Source organism: Acidocella sp. (assembly GCF_050253495.1).
GTDB lineage: Bacteria > Pseudomonadota > Alphaproteobacteria > Acetobacterales > Acetobacteraceae > Acidocella.
Genome location: NZ_JBFWIX010000003.1, coordinates 19995 through 37354 on the forward strand (window position 1 = coordinate 19995; position 17360 = coordinate 37354).

Consider the following 17360-nt stretch of genomic DNA (forward strand, 5'->3'; position numbering starts at 1 on the left):
ACCAGCAGGTATCTTCATCTGGTTTGAGTATACAATATTTTAGTAATCGCTCCACACCTGCGGACCGACACCTCTTCGATGTGATCGATAATATTCGGTACCCCTCCTATCACGGTTAATTCTACGACTGTCTCGCGAGCTGGCCGCTTCGCTCTCCACTGAGCGTAGGGGTATTTATCGATTGGCAGAAACGTGTCGGCGCCGCGTGGGTGCGGGAAGGGCATTGTGCAGCCGCTGTTTAATGGACAAAGTTCGATTCGGTTGCGTCGCTCGGCTATGAGGGAGGCGGTACTAACTTTCAGGACGATGTGCTCGTCCTTTTTGTAGGCGTTCGCACAAAGTAATCTTTCTAATCTCTCCTCGGTCAGCCAGAAAAAAACACGCTCATTGAGTCGGTCGTGCCAATCACGCGGCGTTAGGCCGTCACGCAGACATTTCGCGAGGTGATGGTCGTGCATCGGAATCTGGTCTCGAATGACAACTTCGCCGTGCTCGGGATGCGAGACCGTGACGGAGGCTGGACGCCTGCGGGAAGTGAGGGTTTGGCGCTCGTTTTCCTCGACCTCCCAAAGGTCAAGTAGTGCGTTAGTCGGGAGTAATCCATGCCGTTGGATTGAAGGCCAACTTTGGCGCATGGCCATGTGGAAGAGATGCGGACAATCGTTGATGAGGAGGTTCAGTTCTTCATCGGTCACCAGGATCTCCTGTCGATCACGTTTCGCCAATCAAACTTGGTTGATATTAGTGTCACTGGTTGACCTGACACCCGTTCAACCTCTTCGATAAAGCGCAGCGTGTCCTCCGTTAGTTGCTCGAAGCGATAAGCCTGCCGGTTGCGGACAGACAGGTAGTCGACGAACGTTAACGCTATATCGGTGGGCCCGTTTAAGACACATGACCTGTGAAGCTGAACCCAGTCGAATTCGCCAAAGCGTCTTGGGCGACCGGTTGTTGTTGTTATCTCACGTGTTTTGAGCTCCTCAACCCGTATGCCAGAGCGACTTGCTATTTCTTCGTGGGTAATCTCGGCTCCACCGAATCCCCCGGACGGACCTCCGACGCGAATTGGGTAGGTGCGGAAGACGGCTACGATCCGACGCACTCGCCCAGGAGCGATGCCGGCATCGGCAAGACAACCGGCTACTGTCGTATCGCGTGAGGTTACATGTGGGTAGGGCCCGTGGTGCAGGCTCAGGCTCGTTCCTTGCGTACCTTCGAGTAGAACGCGCTGACCGCGACAATAAGCCAGGTCGAGAATGCGCTGAGCTTCGCCGATATAGGGTTTCAGATCAGGGACGTCCTTGGCGAGTCTAACAGGAGGCACTTCGCTCCCGCCGCGGCCCATGATCTTCCTCGCTGACGCCGCTCCAACGCCCTGAGCGGTAGAGCTTATGCTTGCGAGTTTGGTCAATTCCACTTCCCTGTCTGCGTCTTCTATGATCATAGCCCGCTCATCGATCACAAGACGATCGACTGAGACCTTGTGGGCACTGATCTCGGCGAGCAACTTAGGAGGGTAAATCACCGCGCCCGGCCCTAGAAGAAGCCGCGCGTTCGGTGCTCGCTCTACACCGGATGGAAGGTGAAAATATTTCTCTGGGTGGGGTTCCGCGTACACTTGGTGCCCGGCATTAGGCCCGCCTACGCGAACAAAGAGGTCATATTCAGGTGCGATGTGCCCGACTATGTTTCCCTTGCCCTCGCTGCCGTATTGGCCGCCGACGAGCACGTCGACTAGACGGTCGACGGATCGCGGTATCAACCCGAGCAGGGCTGTCGCGCGCACCAATACGTCTTCCGGCGTGCAGTGGTCGGTGTCCACTACGGTGTCCGCGAGCGCTTTCAGACCCTCGACCTGCTTCTCCGTGGCGTTTGCGCTCGCCTGATGCCAGGTTATACCATCGTCTGATTGGGCATTGCGTTCGCCGAATCTCTGCTCAAGCGTCGTCGGTGAAGCAGTGAGATGCACATGATGCACTACTAAATCGCCGAAAGCACGTCGCACTGCTTCGATTTGTCCAGCGATGCGGACAGAGTCCAAGACAAAAAGTCCAAACAGCAGCTCATCGCGTGACCGGCGCTCCTCGATTAGGCTCACGAGTGCTTCTGCGATCCAGCCGCCTCCGGTTTGTCGGTCCAGGCGCTCCCCCGCGTGTTGCAAATCCTGGCGCTGGGCGCGGGTGCGGGGCAGTGTCCTGACGATCAATTCGCGAGTCTTTACCAGCGTGGCACCGTGCCGCTCGACCAGTCCGTCGGCGAGGCGTGTCTTGCCTGACCCGATGCGACCAGAAAGCAATACTATCTGTAGCCGCTGGCGGACGTTCACGCTCAGAGCCCCAAATCGTGCTGCGTCTGGCGCGGCGGGAGATCATAGATCCACACGCCTTTTGCAAGACCTGCGAAGTGTTGCCGTATCAGCGCCTCAACGATCTCCCATTCGCCACCTGCTCCTCCTGTTCCCAATCGTGGCATGTGCACTGAAGCATCGCGTGCAAAGGCGAATGTTGCGACGTTGGCGAGGCATCGTGCCAGCGCATGATAACGGATGCGGGTTCCGCCGGGTCCGTAACCTTCCTGGGCGACGAGGCTTGCAAGTGTTAATCCTTCGGCCGTGGTGGCGTAGTGGACTTCACCAAGGCGCGCGGATCGAGAAACAGACTTGATCCACTCGCTGAATTGCGCTTCGGCGTTAGGGTAGCGCCTCGCCATTTGTTTGGCGACACCGCCGCCCCAGCGGATCGCGCGATCATTGACAAGTTGGCAGACAACGATTGGTGGCAGCGGCCGAGGGGCGAGGATGTCGCCGTAGATGAAGTGTAAAAAGTCACCATGCTCCCGCGCGTCGTGCCGGACAATACCGGCCACGCGTGGTAGAAGACTGCCGGGGTAGCCGGGAATGCCGACACATTCCACCAATGCCGGTTTGTTGTCAGCCCAGTTCTCGATGTCGTGCGCCGTTGATCCGATCGCGGTGCATTGGCGAACGACGCTTTTATCCGGTATACGCTGCTCACCGAGCGGCAAGCCTGGCGCAGAGGATGATGCGATCGCGTAATCGACCCGATATTCAAAGCTTTGGCCAGCCGGGTGCGGTGAGGCGATAAACATGGTGACGGGTAAGTCAGTAACACTGACAACGCGGATCAGGTAAGCCTCGATCGAGACGTCGAATCGTAGCCGGTCCTCGATCAGGCGCTCAAGCGGTGGTACGTTGTCGAGCTTCGGCAGGCTACCCACGGGCATTACGATCTCGGAAGCACCGATATTGCAGAGCAGCTCAAGCTGCCAATCATCACGTACACTTGCATCGCCGCCACGGTTTCGGACAGCGTCGCCTACGTCTGGAAAAAATGTGTGCACGATTTCGTGAGCGATGGAGAAGCGGGCTCTGGCGCGCCGCTGCTGAGGGTTATATTCAATACGTAGGCCACGTTCATCGACAACGGTGCGGGCGTCTGGAACTGCGGCGCTTGCCTCTACGCGTATACCGATTTGACGCGCTAGCGCGACGGGATTAAACGGCGGACCGCCCCAGCCAGCGTCTCGCGCCTCCAAGACCATGGTCCGTACCTTCTTGACTATGGCCTCGATCGGATCGCCCTCGGGCGCAAAGAGACGCACAGAAGCGTTGGTCCAGTGCCTCACCCCGAGCTGCCTCATGTGCTTTTGCTCTCCCCCGAGTTGGCTGCTTAGGTGTAGGACGACGGTCTAGGCCGAATCTATGCTGGAGTGGTAGAAAAACATATTCATTTCGTTCTACGAATTCAAGCGTAAGTCGTGTTGGCCAGAGGGTGCGAGCCGATCATGGGAAAAAGCAGAAAATAGCTATTCGATACCTTAGAAACATGACATGCCGAATTCCACCAATGATTGAGGAGCGCTGGGCGCAGTCGTCCAGCGCTCCCTTTCTTTTGTACCCTCAGCCCGGTTCCCGCCGCGCGGCTTCCGCAGGCGCACCTGCCGCCCCGCCGGGGAACGCCACCAGCCACATGAACACGAACGGCCCGACCAGCGGGATGAACAGCGCGGCCAGCCGCCAGCGCCGCAGGCCCAGCAGGGTGAGCAGCCTGTTGGCGGGCATCAGGGCCATCATCACCCCGAGGCAGGTGATCCCGACGAGCAGCGCCCCCGGCGGGATCACGCCGGCCCGCAGCACCGGCGCCCCCACCCCGAACCTGTCCCGATCTTCACAATCATGGGTCCATTATGCGTGGAATAATAGGCCTTCGCAATATGTGGTCGCCCGACCATGGACGCGCGGGAGAGAGTGGCGGTGAACATCAGGCGGCTTCGCGTCGAGCGCGGGGTTTCGCAGGAGGCGTTCGCGGTCGACGCCGGTGTGGACCGGACCTACATGAGCCGGATCGAGCGGCGCCTGGAGAACCCGACGGTGACGGTGCTGGAGAAGATCGCGGCGGCGCTGGGGGTGGAGATCGCGGCGCTGTTCGCCGACCCCGGGCCTGACGCCGGGGTGCCGCCCTCGCTGCCCGCGGGACGAAAGAGGCGGAACGCCAAGTAGGAAGGGCGCGTCCTCAATCTTTCCGCGCTGGTCCCAGCGCCTCGATGATGCGGCAGCTCTCAACGGTGCCGCCGTGGCATGAATCGATCATCGCGGCCAGTTCCTTCTGCAGGGCCGCCAAATCGGCGATCTTCCGCTCCACCTCGGCCAAGTGGCCGCGGGCGAAGGCGTCGACCGTGGCGCAATCGCGTCCGCGATCATCGGAAAGCTCCAGCAGGGCGCGAACCTGATCCAGGGAGAAGCCCAATTGCCGGGCGCGGCGGATGAACGACAGCCGCCCCAGTTCCGCCTCGCCGTAGCTGCGGTAGTTGCCGCCGGATCGCCCCGGGGGCGGCAGCAGCCCGATCTTCTCGTAGTATCGGATCGTCTCGACCTTGGTGCCCGTCGCCCTGCCGAGCATGCCGATCGTCATCGCCATCTGCTTGACCCTGTAGTTGCTACAGGGGGCATGTAGGCGTCCGTCGACCGAATCTGAAGGGATCAAGAGATGGCTGGTGGGTGCTGCGGCGGATGTGAAACGGCACCGCCGCCGAAGGACACGGCGTGGCGGCGGGTGCTGTGGATCGCGCTCGCGGTGAACCTGGGCATGTTCGCGGTGGAGGTGATCGCCGGCGTCTCCGCCCGCTCCGCCGCGCTGCGGGCGGATGCGCTGGACTTCCTGGGCGACGCTGCCAACTACGCCATCAGCCTCGGCGTGGCCGGCCTGGCCCTGCGCTGGCGGGCCCGGGCGGCGCTGCTGAAGGGCGCCTCGCTGCTGGCGCTGGGCCTGTGGGTACTCGGCAGCACCGCCTGGATGGCCGTCTCCGGTACGCTGCCCGCCCCGGAGACCATGGGGGCAGTCGGCGTGCTGGCCCTGGCCGCGAACCTGTCCTGCGCGCTGCTGCTCTGGAGCCACCGGGGCGGGGACGCGAACCGCAGCTCGGTCTGGATTTGCTCGCGGAACGACGCCATCGGCAACATCGCGGTGGTCGCGGCGGCGCTCGGCGTGTTCGGCACCGGCACCGCCTGGCCGGACCTTCTGGTCGCGGTGGTGCTGGCCGGGCTGGGCGTCAGCGGCGGATGGCAGATCGTCGCCAAGGCCCGGCGGGAGCTGCGGATCGAGCCGGCGCACCAAGCGGCCGCGGTGGTGCATGAGGGCAGGGCCGCCGGTTCGGGCCGGGGCATCTGACGGAGAACTGGCGCCCGGAAGCGCCGCCGCGCGCGCTTCCCACCGGGCGAACCGCGGCGTTCCGCGGCCAACGAGGGGATAGTGGTGGGAAGCCCCCAAACGCCAACGGGCCGGTGGTCACCCACCGGCCCGCTTTCGCTTGAATTTCAAGGAACTCCGTGGCGCGCCCGAAGAGATTCGAACTCCTGACCCTCAGATTCGTAGTAGGTTCGAAACGAAGTTCCGGGGCCCCTTGCTCGCCTCTGCGGGCCGCGCATGACCCCGCTTGGCCATGCCGGCGGTCATGTTGGATGCGGGCCGCACCCCCTTGTTGGCCTTGATCCGCCGCTCTTCGCCGCCGCCCGCCCGAGGGGATTGTGAGGGGAAGTTGGTGGGAAGAATTACGGCGCCGGTTCACCGTCCAGATGACGTTCCGCCAACCGCAGGAGAAGCACAGCCAGCCCAGGTTCCTGAACGCGCCGTGCGGCTTCCTCCGGTGCCATCCATTCCCATTGCCTCTGCGCCTTCTCCGGCCACGTCTTGGCCTTCTTCCGTACCTGCATGGCGAAGACCTCGACCATCGTCGGACGGGGTGTCCCGTCCATCAGGATTTTTTGATAGGTGTAGAAGCCAAGAGGAATCTTCTCGACCGCGCCACTGACGCCGGCCTCTTCATAGGCCTCGTGCTTGGCCGCCTGGCGAGCATCGTGGCGCTTCCCGATGTTCCCCTTGGGGATCACCCAGCGGCCGGTCTCCCGCGAGGTGATGAGCAGCACCCGCAGGCCATCCGGCTCCAACTGATAGGGAATGATCCCCGATTGTCTGGCCACTTGCTCCATCCCGGTGGTCTACAGGTGCCGCGGTGGTCTATACAAGTTGTCATTTGGCTTGCGCGGCGTCGCGCTTGATACCCACCGGCTTATTAGGGAGGATGGCGGATGGTTGGACAATTCCTGGGCTTCCCCGGGCAGGGCCTGCTGCAGGTCACCGAGCTGGCTCTGGCCCTTGTGCTTTCCGCGCTGATCGGGGTGGAGCGGGAAATCCGCCAGAAGAGCGCCGGGCTGAGAACGCACACGCTCGTTGGCGTGTCCGCGGCGCTCTTCATGCTGGTCTCGAAATACGGGTTCGACAACATCCTCGCCTATGGGCGGATCGTGCTGGACCCGTCGCGCATCGCCGCCCAGGTGGTGTCCGGCATCGGCTTCATTGGCGGCGGTGTGATCTTCATGCGCCGCGACGTGGTGCGCGGGCTGACCACGGCGGCGTCCGTCTGGTTCACGGCCGCATTGGGCATGGCGTGCGGTGCGGGCTTGGTCGTGCTGGCGCTGGCCACCATTGTTGGCTACTTCATCATCATGCTGGCCTTCCCGATGCTGGCGCGGCGCCTGCCCAGGTCCAAGAAGCTGCCGACGGAAATCCAGATTTCCTACCAGGATGGGCGCGGGCTTTTGCGGACAATCCTGCTCAGGTGCACTGATCTGCGCTTCTCCATCGACCGCGTCGGGTTGGAGGACGGCCGCAGGCTTGAGACGATCGGCTTCGGCGCTGACAACCACCGCGAGGCCGTGCCGCCGCCGAAGGGCAATGTCACCGTGACCATGCTGGTGCGCGGCAAGCGGCCGATCTCGCATCTCGTCGCCGCGCTCAGCGACATTGACGGTGTGCGTGAGGTTGCCTGCGTCGATCATGGAGCCGAATTTGAGTAGATAGCGGGGTAAGCCACCGATCTTCGCCCGCGTAGGCGTGGAATGTCTGCGTCACGATCCCCGCAGCCAGTTCTCGCACGCGAGCCTGTCGATCCGCGCGAATTCGCGTTCGTTGTCCGTCACCACGATGCAGTCCAACGCCTTGGCCTGGGCCGCGATCAGCAGGTCGTTTCCGCCGATGGGCGTGCCGGCCAGCTCCAGCTGCGCCCGGATGGCGCCGTAGGCCTCGTCTGCCGGTTGCTCGAATGGCACCACGTCCAGCACGGACAGCACCGTTTCGAGCTGCTGCGCCAGCCGTGCGGAGCCGCGCTTGGCGGCGCCGAAGCGCAGCTCGGCCGCGACGATGATGCTGGTGCAGACTTCAGTTTCCCCAACGCGCCTGATCTGCTCGGCCACGCGCCCCTGCGGGTGCCGGATGAGATCGGAGAGGATGTTGGTGTCCAGCAGGTAGCGCATCAGAGCGCCACGTCGTCCGGCGGTAGATCCTCGATCGGCGCGAAATCCTCATCCAAGGCGGGCAGGGTGGCCAGCAGCGCCAGCAGCGACCGGGGTGCCGCAGGCTCAATGATCAGCCGGTTGCCCTCCTTGTGCATGACGGCGTCCTCGCCCGGCAGTTCGAACTCCCGGGGGATACGCACGGCCTGGTTCCGGCCGTTCTTGAAGAGCTTGACGTGGCGGGTGGGTTCCATGGCACATAGTTAGCATATGTCGTGGCATATGTCAAGGTGCGGCAACCTGCATTATCGCTTGCGCCAGCGTTCCTGTTGGACATCCCGAGAGGGTTGCGGTGGCGTGCCGATGAGCGAATGGTTGCAAGGGTGATATGGTACGGATATCGTTTCTGATCTACATTGCCAGGCACTGCGGTGAGGCTTGGGCTGGAGCTTTATGTAGCTCCCCCCTTAGTGTCGCGCTTAGTTCATCCTAGAGGAATCTTTAACTGCGATGCCAGAAAATATCGTCAAACTTCGAGAAGCTTTTGGAGTAGGTCGGGATATACCTCTAAACTACGTTGCTCGGCCAGACGTCGATGGGAAGTTTCTTAGCAGCCTCACGAGGGACAAGCACGTCGTCGTCTATGGCTCGTCCAAGCAAGGCAAGACTACTCTCCGACGCCATTGCCTACAGGACGATGACTACATTGTCGTAAGCTGCCTCAACACAATGTCACTTGTTGACCTAAATGGTGCCATTCTCAAAGCTGCGGGGTACCGCATCGAACAGACGCTAACCAAGACCGTCGGCGGTGCGTGGAAGTACGGCGCTGAATTTGCCGGCGAGGGGGGCGTGCCATTCATTGCCAAGGCTTCTGGTTCAGGTTCTGTCGCTCGTGAGACGAACACAGGAACTGCCGTCGCTACTCGCCGACTGGAGATTGATCTAAATGATGTCAACGACATCATCGCGGCCTTGAATGAGGTCGACTTCAAGAAGTTCATTATTCTCGAAGACTTTCACTACCTAGGAGTGGACACGCAGCGAAGTTTTTCTTTTTCACTTAAAGCTTATCACGAAAACTCACAGTTCTGCTTCATCGTGGTAGGAGTGTGGCGAGAGCAGAACCGCTTGATCTACTATAATGGTGATCTTACAAATCGTGTCGCCAGCATCGATGCCGACGTCTGGTCACAAGAACAACTGCGAGAAGTCGTTGCTGCAGGAGAGCAGTTGCTAAACATCAATTTCGACCTCGGGCTAATTGACGAGCTCATCAAGTACAGCGCTGACGCCGTTGCCCTCGTCCAAGAGAGCTGCTTCAAAATTTGCGAACGAGCAGGCATCCACGAGACCCAGAAAACAAACATAACTGTCGGTGCCGGTTTTGACGCTGAGGCTATAATTCGTGAGATAGTGAATGATCAGGCAGGTCGCTACATGGCTTTCATCACGAATTTCTCTGAAGGCTTTCAGCAAACAGACCTCGAAATGTACAAATGGCTTACCTATGCTGTACTTGCCAGTACAGACAGTGACTTGGAACGAGGCCTTCGTCGCAACCAGATATCTGCAATCATTAAAGCTAAGCACCCAGAGGGGACACGGCTTAATGAAGGCAATATCACCCAGGCCCTCCAGAGTACCGCCACCTTGCAAGTCCAAAAAAGCATCAGACCGATCATCTTTGACTATGATCAAACGACCCGCGTGCTGACTGTCGTGGACCGTAGCTTCCTCATTTGGCTCGCGCACCAAAACCGCGAGGAACTGATGGGCGAGATCGGAGTGCTTAGCTGACGCAGTTGTCGCTGCTGATGTTTGCTCAAGGCAGGCGGCCGACGATTGTCATAATCCCTCTGGTGGGGGGCTGTGCCGGGGCAGTGAACGGGCTGCAGCCAATCGAATCCACCTTTTGGAGGCATGGCCGAGACTCATGTCTCCAACTTCCCGTTACCCGGGCACTTCCAGTTGACTGTCGCGCCAAAAGTATGAAAATATCATACCGAACCTCAGGAGACCCCGACCATGGTCAGCCGAACGGCGTCATCTATCGAGAAGCGCACCATCAGCCTGCCGGCGGAGCAGGCAAGCTACATCGATGCCCTGGTCGCCTCCGGCGGCTACGCGTCGGCGAGCGAGGTTGTCCGGGCCGGGTTACGCGCGCTGCAGGAGCGCGACGCGGCGGTGGAGCGCTGGCTGCGCGACGCGGTGGTCCCCGTCTATGACGCCATGCAGGCCGATCCCGGCCGGGGGCGGTCAGCTGCACAGGTGGCGGATCGCCTGCGCGCCCATCATGAACAGCGCCTGAAAAAAGACCGCGCGTGACGCGGGCCGTCATTTTCGCGCCGGAAGCCGAGGACGACCTTCTCCAACTCTACGACTTCATCGCCGATCGGTCCGGCCCGGACCGCGCCTATGGCTACGCCGAGCGCATCCGGACCTATTGCCTTGCCTTCGAGACCTTCCCGGAGCGTGGCATCCGCCGGGACGATCTGCGGCCCGGGCTGCGGCTTGTGGGATTTGAGCGGCGCGTCACCATCGCCTTCCACCTCACCCAGGCTGCCGTCGTCATCGACCGAATCCTGTATGGCGGGCGCGATGCGGAAGGGCTGCTGGCGGATGAGTAGCATCTACCCGCAACGTGATCAGGCGTTGCGGAGATTAACCGGGCTATTCTCCGCAAAATCTGCGGCGAATAGCCCGTGCGAACCAGGGAGCCGGCGATCCTGAGGCGCCGAGCCGGTGGCGAAGGCGCCTGTTGCGCCTCCGCCATCCGGTTGCCATCCCCCACCCGATCGGCCAAAAATCGGGCCATAGACCAAGTGACGAAGAAGAGAGACGAATGCTGACAGGTGAGATCCGTAACCAGGTCGACCAGATTTGGAATAATTTCTGGACCGGCGGCATCTCCAACCCGCTCGAGGTGATCGAGCAATTCACTTACCTGCTCTTCATCCGCCGGCTGGACGAGGAGCACACCCGCGAAGAGGCCATGGCCAACCGGCTGAAGAAGCCCATGGCGCGGCGCATCTTCCCCGAGGGCGAGGATGACAAGGGCTGCCCCTATGAGAGCATGCGCTGGTCGAAATTTCGCAACCTCGGCTCGCCCCAGGAGATGTACGAAGTGGTGGCGGAGCACGTCTTCCCCTTCCTGCGCACCCTCGGCGGCGATGGCTCCACCTACGCCCACCACATGCGCGATGCCCGCTTCACCATCCCCACCCCGGCGCTGCTGGTCAAAGTGGTGGAAGGCATCGACAAGGTGCCGATGGAGGACCGCGACACCAAGGGCGACCTCTACGAATACATGCTCGGCAAGATCGCCACCGCCGGGCAGAACGGGCAATTCCGCACCCCGCGCCACATCATCCAGCTGATGGTGGAGCTCACCGCTCCCACGCCGAAGGACATCATCGTCGACCCAGCCTGCGGCACCGCCGGCTTCCTGGTGGCGGCGGGCGAGTATCTGCGCCACCATCACCCGGAGGTGCTGCGGGACGACAAGCTGCGCGCCCATTTCCACCGGGGCATGTTCCATGGCTTCGATTTCGACGGCACCATGCTGCGCATCGGCAGCATGAACATGATGCTCCACGGCGTCGACAACCCGGACATTCGCTACCGCGACAGCCTGGCCCAGGAGCATACGGAGGACGCGGAGCGCTACTCCCTGGTGCTGGCCAACCCGCCTTTCGCCGGCGCGCTGGATGCCGAGGCGGTGGCGAAGGACCTCACCGCCATCGTCAAAACCCGCAAGACCGAGCTGCTCTTCCTCGCCCTCTTCCTGCGCCTGCTCAAGCCCGGCGGCCGGGCGGCGGTGATTGTGCCCGATGGCGTGCTATTCGGCTCCTCCAAGGCGCATAAGGAGCTGCGGCGCATGCTGGTGGAGGACCACAAGCTGGACGGGGTGGTCTCGCTCCCCTCCGGCACCTTCCGCCCCTATGCCGGCGTCTCAACCGCCATCCTGCTTTTCACCCGCACGGATTCCGGCGGCACAGACGGGGTGTGGTTCTACGACATGCAGGCGGACGGTTTCAGTCTGGACGACAAGCGCCAGCCGCTGCTGCCGGAGCAGAAACTGGGCGTGGCGCCGGCGCAGAAATTGGACGAGGCCGACCACGCGAAGAATAACCTGCCCGACGTACTGGCGCGCTGGCGCGCGCGTGACGGGGCAGAGCAAAAACGCCCGCGTACGGCGCAGAGCTTTGTCGTGCCCAGGGCCGACATCGCGGCGGCAGGCTGGGATTTGTCCCTGAACCGCTACAAGGAGATCGTGCGCAAGGAAGTGCGACACGACAAGCCGAAGGAGATTCTGGCCGAGCTGATGAAGCTTGAGGATGATATCCGCGCGGGGATGAAGAAGCTTGAGGAGATGCTGGGGTGAACGCTTGGCCTTCAATCCAGTTAGGAGAGATTTGCTCTCCCAAGCAACACAGGACGATTTCGGGCTCAGATTTGACTGATGCCGGTTATCCCGCATTTGGCGCGAACGGCCAGATTGGCTTTTATAAGACTTATACCCACGATCAAGAGACCGTTGCCATTACTTGCCGCGGTGCAACTTGCGGCACAGTTAATATCGTTCCTGCATATAGCTACATTTCTGGTAATGCTATGGCGTTGGATAATCTCGATCACACGAGGGCCGATATCAATTTTCTTGCATATTCGTTACGATTTCGTGGGCTGAATGACGTAATCAGCGGCTCTGCACAACCTCAAATCACCCGCGCCCCGCTTCTTGGTGTCCGGATACTACTTCCCCCACTCCCCGAACAGCGCCGGATTGCGGCCATTCTCGACCAGGCTGATGCGCTGCGGGCGAAGCGGCGCGAGGCGTTGGCCAAGCTTGACGAAATGGCCCAGGCCATTTTCGTGGAGATGTTTGGTGCGCTGCCTGCTGAGGATAGACTCTCATTTGCTGATGGTGTGGAAGAGTTCCGCTACGGGACATCAAACAAGTCCGGTGACGGTGGACTTCCAACCCTAAGAATTCCCAACGTAGTTGGCGGTGCCATCGATTTAAATGACATGAAGCGAGTGAGCGTTACGCAGGCTGAGTTGAATAGACTGCGGCTCAAAACAGGAGATGTCTTATTTGTGCGAACAAATGGCAATCCAAATTATGTGGGACGCTGTGCTGTCTTCACAGATGACATTGCCAATTCGACCGAATACTCTGAAGAGCCGTTCATTTTTGCTTCCTATCTGATAAGAGCACGGCTGAAGACGAAAGTTTTTGACCCTGTTTTCGTCCAATCATACCTTTCTTCACCTGATGGACGCAGGCAATTACGTGATGTGGCAAAAACGTCTGCCGGGCAGTTTAATGTCAACACAGATGGGTTGGCATCTCTCAGACTACCGAATGCACCGCTTGGGCAGCAGAAGCTATTTGCTGATCAAATCAAAAAAATCAAATCCTCGAAGGTCAAACATTTCTCGCAGTTGAGCACTTTGGACGCCCTCTTCACCTCCCTCCAACACCGCGCCTTCTCAGGAACCCTGTAGCCATGTCGCAGTTCGGCTTTCTCCAACCAGAATGGCCGGACATTTTTGGCGCGGCCGCGCGCGCCGAAGCGCAGGCCCTCTCAGACCCGCGCGCCGCCGCCTTCTACGCCCGCCGCACGCTGGAACTGGTGATGGCCTGGCTCTACAAGGCCGATGCGCGGCTGAACCTGCCCTACCAGGATAATCTCAACGCCCTCATCCACGAACCCAGCTTCCGCACCGTGGCGGGTCAGGCAATCTTCGCCAAGGCCCGTTACCTCAAGGAGGTCGGCAACAAGGCCGTGCACAGCGAGAAGCCCTTCTCCGACACGGAAGCGCGCACAGCCCTGGCGGAATTGTTCCATCTCTGCTTCTGGCTCGCCCGCCATTACGCGCGCGGCCCCAAGCCGGCGGACAGCCTGGCCTTCGACGCTTCAAAACTTCCGCGCCCGATGGCGCAGGTGGCCAAAATCACGCTGGACCAGCTGCGCCGCCGTGAGGCCGAACTGCAGGAGCGCGACGAAAAGCTCGCCACCCTGCTGGCGGACAAGGCGCATCTGGACGAGGAGCTGGCCCGCCTGCGCGCCGAAGTCGCCGCCGCCCGCACCGCCAACGCGGCCGTGCCCGATCATCACGATTACGGCGAGGCCGCCACCCGCGACAATTTCATCGACCTGCTGCTCCGCGAAGCTGGATGGGACCCCAACGCGCCGAACGTGGCGGAGCACGAGGTCACGGGCATGCCCTCCGCCAGCGGCCAGGGTTTTGTCGATTACGTGCTCTGGGGCAATGACGGCAAGCCGCTGGCCCTGGTGGAAGCCAAGGCCACCCGCCATTCCGCCCTGAAAGGCCAGCAGCAGGCCAAGCTCTATGCCGATTGCCTGGAGCAGATGACCGGCCAGCGCCCCATCATCTTCTGCTCCAACGGCTACGAGCATTGGATTTGGGACGACATTGCCTACCCGCCCCGCGAGGTGCAGGGTTTTTACAAGAAGGACGAGCTGGACCTGCTGATCCAGCGCCGCACCACCCGCCGCCCCCTGGCCGAGGCGCAGCCGGACGAAGAGATCGCCGGCCGCTACTACCAGCAACGCGCCATCCGCCGCATCGCCGAAACTTTCGAGGATCACCACCAGCGCAAGGCCCTGGTGGTGATGGCCACAGGTGCTGGCAAGACCCGCACCGTCATTGCGCTCGCAGACCTGCTGATGCGCGCCAACTGGGCCAAGCGCGTGCTGTTCCTGGCGGACCGTGTCTCGCTGGTGAACCAGGCCGTGCGCGCCTTCTCCAAAAACCTGCCTTCCTCCTCGCCGGTGAATCTGGTGACGGACAAGCACACGGAGGGCCGTGTCTTCGTCTCCACCTACCCCACGATGATGAAGCTGATCGACGAGCAGGATGGTGCTGCCCGGCGCTTCGGTGTCGGGCATTTCGACCTCGTGATCGTGGACGAAGCGCATCGCTCCATCTACCGCAAATACAGCGCCATCTTCGACTGGTTTGACAGCCTGCTGGTCGGTCTCACCGCCACGCCGAAGGATGAGATCGACCGCAACACCTACCGGCTCTTCGAGCTGGAAAACGGTGTGCCGACCGACGCCTACCCGCTGGAGCAGGCGGTGGCGGACAAGGTGCTGGTACCCATGCAGGCCATCTCCGTGCCGCTGAAATATCCCCGCCAGGGCATACGCTACGCCGACCTCTCCGAGGAGGAGAAGGAAGATTGGGACGCGCTGGAATGGGACGAGGAAGACGGCCCGCCCGAGAGCGTGGACCCGCAGGCGGTGAATAAATGGCTTTTTAACGCCGACACGGTGGACAAGGTGCTGATGCACCTGATGACCCACGGCCAGCGCGTGGAAGGCGGCGACAGGCTCGGCAAGACCATCATCTTCGCCAAGAACCACAAGCATGCGGAATTCATCCAGGAACGGTTCGACGCCAACTATCCGCATCTGAAGGGCAGCTTCGCCCGGGTGATCGACTTCCAGATCGATTACGCCCAGAGCCTGATCGACAGTTTTTCCACAGCATCCAAGGCACCGCACATCGCCATCAGCGTGGACATGCTGGATACCGGCATCGACGTGCCGGAGGTGGTCAACCTCGTCTTCTTCAAGCTGGTGCGCTCAAAAACCAAATTCTGGCAGATGATCGGGCGCGGCACGAGGCTGTGCCCGGACCTGTTTGGCCCGGGGCATGACAAGAAATTCTTCTACGTCTTCGATTTCTGCCAGAATTTGGAATTCTTCAGCCAGCCGGAAGCGCAGGCGGAAGGCAACGTGGCGGACAGTCTCTCGGCCCGGCTGTTCAAGACACGCCTGAAGCTGGTCGGCGCGCTGGATGAGACCAAGGGCGAGGATAGCACGCATGCGGGCCTACGCGGCGATGTCGCCACCCAGCTGCAGCGCGCAGTGGCGGCGATGAATCTCGATAATTTCATCGTAAGGCCCAAACGCCGGCTGGTGGAGACCTACACGAAGCCGGAAGCCTGGGCGCAGCTGGACGATGATGCCCGTCACGTGCTGGCCGAGGAAGTCGCCAATCTGCCCGCCGAGCTGGACCCGGAACGGCTGGAAGCCAAGCAGTTCGACATGCTGGCGCTGAACCTGCAGCTCTGCGTGCTCAAGCGCCAGCCCGGCTTCGTGAAGCTGCGCAAGCAGGCGGAGGAGATCGCCGCAGCACTGGAGGCGCAGGCCAGCATCCCCATCATCCAGGCCGAGCTGGCGCTGATCCACGACATCCAGACCGATGCCTGGTGGCAGGATGTGACGGTGGAGATGCTGGAGCATGTGCGCCGGCACCTGCGCGACCTCGTTCACCTGATCGAGAAGCGCAAGCGCGCGGTGATCTACACGGATTTCGAGGACGAACTCGGCGAGGGCGAGCTTGTGCCGTTCGAGCAATTCGGCCCGCCGGATTCCTTCGAGAAGTTCAAGGCGAAGGCGCGCTTCTTTCTGCGCCAGCACGAGGACCACATCGCCGTGCACAAGCTGCGCACCAACAACCAGCTCACCCAGACCGATCTGGACGAGCTGGAGCGCATGCTGCGCGACAGCGGCACCGGCACTGCGGACGACATCGAGCAAGCGAAAGCCTCAGCCGCCGGGCTGGGGCTTTTCGTGCGCTCCCTGGTAGGGCTGGACCGCGCCGCGGCCAAAGAGGCGTTCTCCGCCTTCATGGCCGGGCGCGCGCTGACCGCCAACCAGATCGAGTTCGTCGACATGATCGTGGAGCAGCTGACCGAGAGCGGCGTGATGGACCCGGCGCGGCTGTATGAGTCGCCCTACACCGACCTCAACGACCAGGGGCTGGACGGGCTGTTCGGCGGCGAGGCCGCGGACGCGCTGCTGGCCGTGCTGGACGAGATCAAGCGCCGCGCGGCGGCGTAGGCCCGGCGCGGGAAGGGCACCTGGACCGTTTCTGTCCAGGTGCCCGGTTACTTCATCTCTAGAAATGGATGATGCTGCTGCAACTTACTCGGATCCGCCAGTCGCCGGGTCCTTTTGCCGAGGCAAACATTACGGCTCGCTAGCGTCAGGCCACCTCCAATAGTCCCCATCCTTCACGAGCCAGCCCCCCCGGCGCAGCGTCGAGAGGGCAGCGCAAATGCTGCCATAGGGAACGGCGGTAACGTCATCAGGCGCGAGCGCGGCGACGATCTCCGCCATGGTCAGCTGGACCCCTTCCCCGAATAGGTCGAACGCGCGACCATAGACCGTTCCCGGTTTCGGCGACCACTCGGGCCGCCGCTGGTTGCTCGATTTCAGGGGCACCTTAACAAGCGCCCCCAGCGCCTTTTCCAGCCTGCGCAACTCGGCCTTGCGTACCCGAATCTGCGCCTCGATCTGCGCCGCTAGCACGGCGGCGTCCGCGTACTGCGCCATGTCCAAGGTGGAGTCCGCAGCGCTCACAGGGTCGGGGCTGTCGGCTTTTCCCGCGGGCGCGGCGATCTTGTTCTCCGGTATCATCAAACGTCCTTTCCTAAAAAGTCGTCTCGCCGGCCGCGAGTCCGATGGATGCCGCCGGGTCGTCCGGATTTCGCGTGCTGGCTATCCGG

19 protein-coding genes are annotated in these 17360 nt (G+C 61.5%); 10 read left to right on the plus strand and 9 right to left on the minus strand.

Annotated elements, in window-relative coordinates:
• Window positions 1-14 precede the first annotated feature (14 nt).
• Both AB7D48_RS03475 and AB7D48_RS03480 read right to left on the minus strand, forming a co-directional pair.
• The gene (locus AB7D48_RS03475; protein ID WP_427975931.1) at window positions 15-695 is read right to left on the minus strand and encodes a DUF7002 family protein; all 681 of its coding nucleotides are present in this window, start codon (window positions 693-695) and stop codon (window positions 15-17) included.
• Window positions 692-2098 (minus strand): adenylosuccinate synthetase, encoded by a 1407-nt coding sequence (locus AB7D48_RS03480; RefSeq protein WP_427975932.1) that lies wholly within the window; start codon window positions 2096-2098, stop codon window positions 692-694. The genes AB7D48_RS03475 and AB7D48_RS03480 overlap by 4 nt, the downstream gene beginning before the upstream one ends.
• Window positions 2099-2152: 54 nt before the next feature.
• On the opposite strand from AB7D48_RS03480, the gene AB7D48_RS03485 reads away from it, so the two are divergent.
• Complete coding sequence (locus AB7D48_RS03485; RefSeq protein WP_427975933.1) at window positions 2153-2275, plus strand: hypothetical protein; 123 nt, start codon at window positions 2153-2155, stop codon at window positions 2273-2275.
• 53 nt (window positions 2276-2328) lie between these two features.
• Here the strand turns inward: AB7D48_RS03485 and AB7D48_RS03490 are convergent, their stop codons facing one another.
• Together AB7D48_RS03490 and AB7D48_RS03495 are read right to left on the minus strand one after the other, a co-directional pair.
• Entirely contained in the window at window positions 2329-3660 is a 1332-nt protein-coding gene (locus tag AB7D48_RS03490; RefSeq protein ID WP_427975934.1) for an ImmA/IrrE family metallo-endopeptidase, read from the minus strand.
• A gap of 259 nt (window positions 3661-3919) precedes the next feature.
• On the minus strand, window positions 3920-4156 hold the full coding sequence (locus AB7D48_RS03495; protein ID WP_427975935.1) for a hypothetical protein: 237 nt from the start codon (window positions 4154-4156) through the stop codon (window positions 3920-3922).
• Window positions 4157-4267: 111 nt separating this feature from the next.
• On the opposite strand from AB7D48_RS03495, the gene AB7D48_RS03500 reads away from it, so the two are divergent.
• On the plus strand, window positions 4268-4519 hold the full coding sequence (locus tag AB7D48_RS03500; RefSeq protein WP_427975936.1) for a helix-turn-helix domain-containing protein: 252 nt from the start codon (window positions 4268-4270) through the stop codon (window positions 4517-4519).
• Between the two features lie 13 nt (window positions 4520-4532).
• Here the strand turns inward: AB7D48_RS03500 and AB7D48_RS03505 are convergent, their stop codons facing one another.
• Window positions 4533-4931 carry a MerR family transcriptional regulator gene (locus AB7D48_RS03505; RefSeq protein WP_427976128.1) on the minus strand — a complete coding sequence of 133 codons (399 nt, stop codon included), beginning with the start codon at window positions 4929-4931 and terminating at the stop codon, window positions 4533-4535.
• A 141-nt stretch (window positions 4932-5072) separates the two neighbouring features.
• On the opposite strand from AB7D48_RS03505, the gene AB7D48_RS03510 reads away from it, so the two are divergent.
• Window positions 5073-5687: a cation transporter gene (locus AB7D48_RS03510; RefSeq protein ID WP_427975937.1), complete on the plus strand. Its 615-nt coding sequence runs from the start codon at window positions 5073-5075 to the stop codon at window positions 5685-5687.
• A gap of 380 nt (window positions 5688-6067) precedes the next feature.
• Here the strand turns inward: AB7D48_RS03510 and AB7D48_RS03515 are convergent, their stop codons facing one another.
• The gene (locus tag AB7D48_RS03515) at window positions 6068-6505 is read right to left on the minus strand and encodes an NUDIX hydrolase (RefSeq protein WP_427975938.1); all 438 of its coding nucleotides are present in this window, start codon (window positions 6503-6505) and stop codon (window positions 6068-6070) included.
• A 99-nt stretch (window positions 6506-6604) separates the two neighbouring features.
• Between AB7D48_RS03515 and AB7D48_RS03520 the strand changes: the two genes are divergently transcribed.
• Window positions 6605-7372 (plus strand): MgtC/SapB family protein, encoded by a 768-nt coding sequence (locus AB7D48_RS03520; protein WP_427975939.1) that lies wholly within the window; start codon window positions 6605-6607, stop codon window positions 7370-7372.
• A 51-nt stretch (window positions 7373-7423) separates the two neighbouring features.
• Here the strand turns inward: AB7D48_RS03520 and AB7D48_RS03525 are convergent, their stop codons facing one another.
• Together AB7D48_RS03525 and AB7D48_RS03530 are read right to left on the minus strand one after the other, a co-directional pair.
• The gene (locus AB7D48_RS03525) at window positions 7424-7828 is read right to left on the minus strand and encodes a type II toxin-antitoxin system VapC family toxin (protein ID WP_427975940.1); all 405 of its coding nucleotides are present in this window, start codon (window positions 7826-7828) and stop codon (window positions 7424-7426) included.
• Entirely contained in the window at window positions 7828-8061 is a 234-nt protein-coding gene (locus AB7D48_RS03530; protein WP_427975941.1) for an antitoxin, read from the minus strand. Before AB7D48_RS03530 ends, AB7D48_RS03525 begins: the two co-directional genes overlap by 1 nt.
• Window positions 8062-8536: 475 nt before the next feature.
• On the opposite strand from AB7D48_RS03530, the gene AB7D48_RS03535 reads away from it, so the two are divergent.
• From AB7D48_RS03535 to AB7D48_RS03560, 6 genes are all read left to right on the plus strand, one after another.
• Complete coding sequence (locus tag AB7D48_RS03535) at window positions 8537-9607, plus strand: hypothetical protein (RefSeq protein WP_427975942.1); 1071 nt, start codon at window positions 8537-8539, stop codon at window positions 9605-9607.
• Between the two features lie 228 nt (window positions 9608-9835).
• Entirely contained in the window at window positions 9836-10135 is a 300-nt protein-coding gene (locus AB7D48_RS03540) for a type II toxin-antitoxin system ParD family antitoxin (RefSeq protein ID WP_427975943.1), read from the plus strand.
• The gene (locus tag AB7D48_RS03545) at window positions 10132-10437 is read left to right on the plus strand and encodes a type II toxin-antitoxin system RelE/ParE family toxin (RefSeq protein WP_427975944.1); all 306 of its coding nucleotides are present in this window, start codon (window positions 10132-10134) and stop codon (window positions 10435-10437) included. The genes AB7D48_RS03540 and AB7D48_RS03545 overlap by 4 nt, the downstream gene beginning before the upstream one ends.
• Window positions 10438-10652: 215 nt before the next feature.
• The gene (locus AB7D48_RS03550) at window positions 10653-12194 is read left to right on the plus strand and encodes a type I restriction-modification system subunit M (protein ID WP_427975945.1); all 1542 of its coding nucleotides are present in this window, start codon (window positions 10653-10655) and stop codon (window positions 12192-12194) included.
• Window positions 12191-13321 carry a restriction endonuclease subunit S gene (locus AB7D48_RS03555; RefSeq protein WP_427975946.1) on the plus strand — a complete coding sequence of 377 codons (1131 nt, stop codon included), beginning with the start codon at window positions 12191-12193 and terminating at the stop codon, window positions 13319-13321. The genes AB7D48_RS03550 and AB7D48_RS03555 overlap by 4 nt, the downstream gene beginning before the upstream one ends.
• A gap of 2 nt (window positions 13322-13323) precedes the next feature.
• Window positions 13324-16692, plus strand: a complete 3369-nt coding sequence (locus AB7D48_RS03560; protein WP_427975947.1) for a DEAD/DEAH box helicase family protein — start codon at window positions 13324-13326, stop codon at window positions 16690-16692.
• A gap of 129 nt (window positions 16693-16821) precedes the next feature.
• Here the strand turns inward: AB7D48_RS03560 and AB7D48_RS03565 are convergent, their stop codons facing one another.
• Window positions 16822-17271 carry a hypothetical protein gene (locus AB7D48_RS03565; protein WP_427975948.1) on the minus strand — a complete coding sequence of 150 codons (450 nt, stop codon included), beginning with the start codon at window positions 17269-17271 and terminating at the stop codon, window positions 16822-16824.
• Between the last annotated feature and the right edge of the window lie 89 nt (window positions 17272-17360).

Coding starts and splice junctions, on each gene's coding strand:
- AB7D48_RS03490 (WP_427975934.1), bottom strand. CDS start 3,660: ATGAGGCAGCTCGGGGTGAGGCACTGGACCAACGCTTCTGTGCGTCTC.
- AB7D48_RS03505 (WP_427976128.1), bottom strand. CDS start 4,931: ATGACGATCGGCATGCTCGGCAGGGCGACGGGCACCAAGGTCGAGACG.
- AB7D48_RS03515 (WP_427975938.1), bottom strand. CDS start 6,505: ATGGAGCAAGTGGCCAGACAATCGGGGATCATTCCCTATCAGTTGGAG.
- AB7D48_RS03520 (WP_427975939.1), top strand. CDS start 6,605: ATGGTTGGACAATTCCTGGGCTTCCCCGGGCAGGGCCTGCTGCAGGTC.
- AB7D48_RS03525 (WP_427975940.1), bottom strand. CDS start 7,828: ATGCGCTACCTGCTGGACACCAACATCCTCTCCGATCTCATCCGGCAC.
- AB7D48_RS03530 (WP_427975941.1), bottom strand. CDS start 8,061: ATGGAACCCACCCGCCACGTCAAGCTCTTCAAGAACGGCCGGAACCAG.
- AB7D48_RS03535 (WP_427975942.1), top strand. CDS start 8,537: ATGTCACTTGTTGACCTAAATGGTGCCATTCTCAAAGCTGCGGGGTAC.
- AB7D48_RS03540 (WP_427975943.1), top strand. CDS start 9,836: ATGGTCAGCCGAACGGCGTCATCTATCGAGAAGCGCACCATCAGCCTG.
- AB7D48_RS03550 (WP_427975945.1), top strand. CDS start 10,653: ATGCTGACAGGTGAGATCCGTAACCAGGTCGACCAGATTTGGAATAAT.
- AB7D48_RS03560 (WP_427975947.1), top strand. CDS start 13,324: ATGTCGCAGTTCGGCTTTCTCCAACCAGAATGGCCGGACATTTTTGGC.
- AB7D48_RS03565 (WP_427975948.1), bottom strand. CDS start 17,271: ATGATACCGGAGAACAAGATCGCCGCGCCCGCGGGAAAAGCCGACAGC.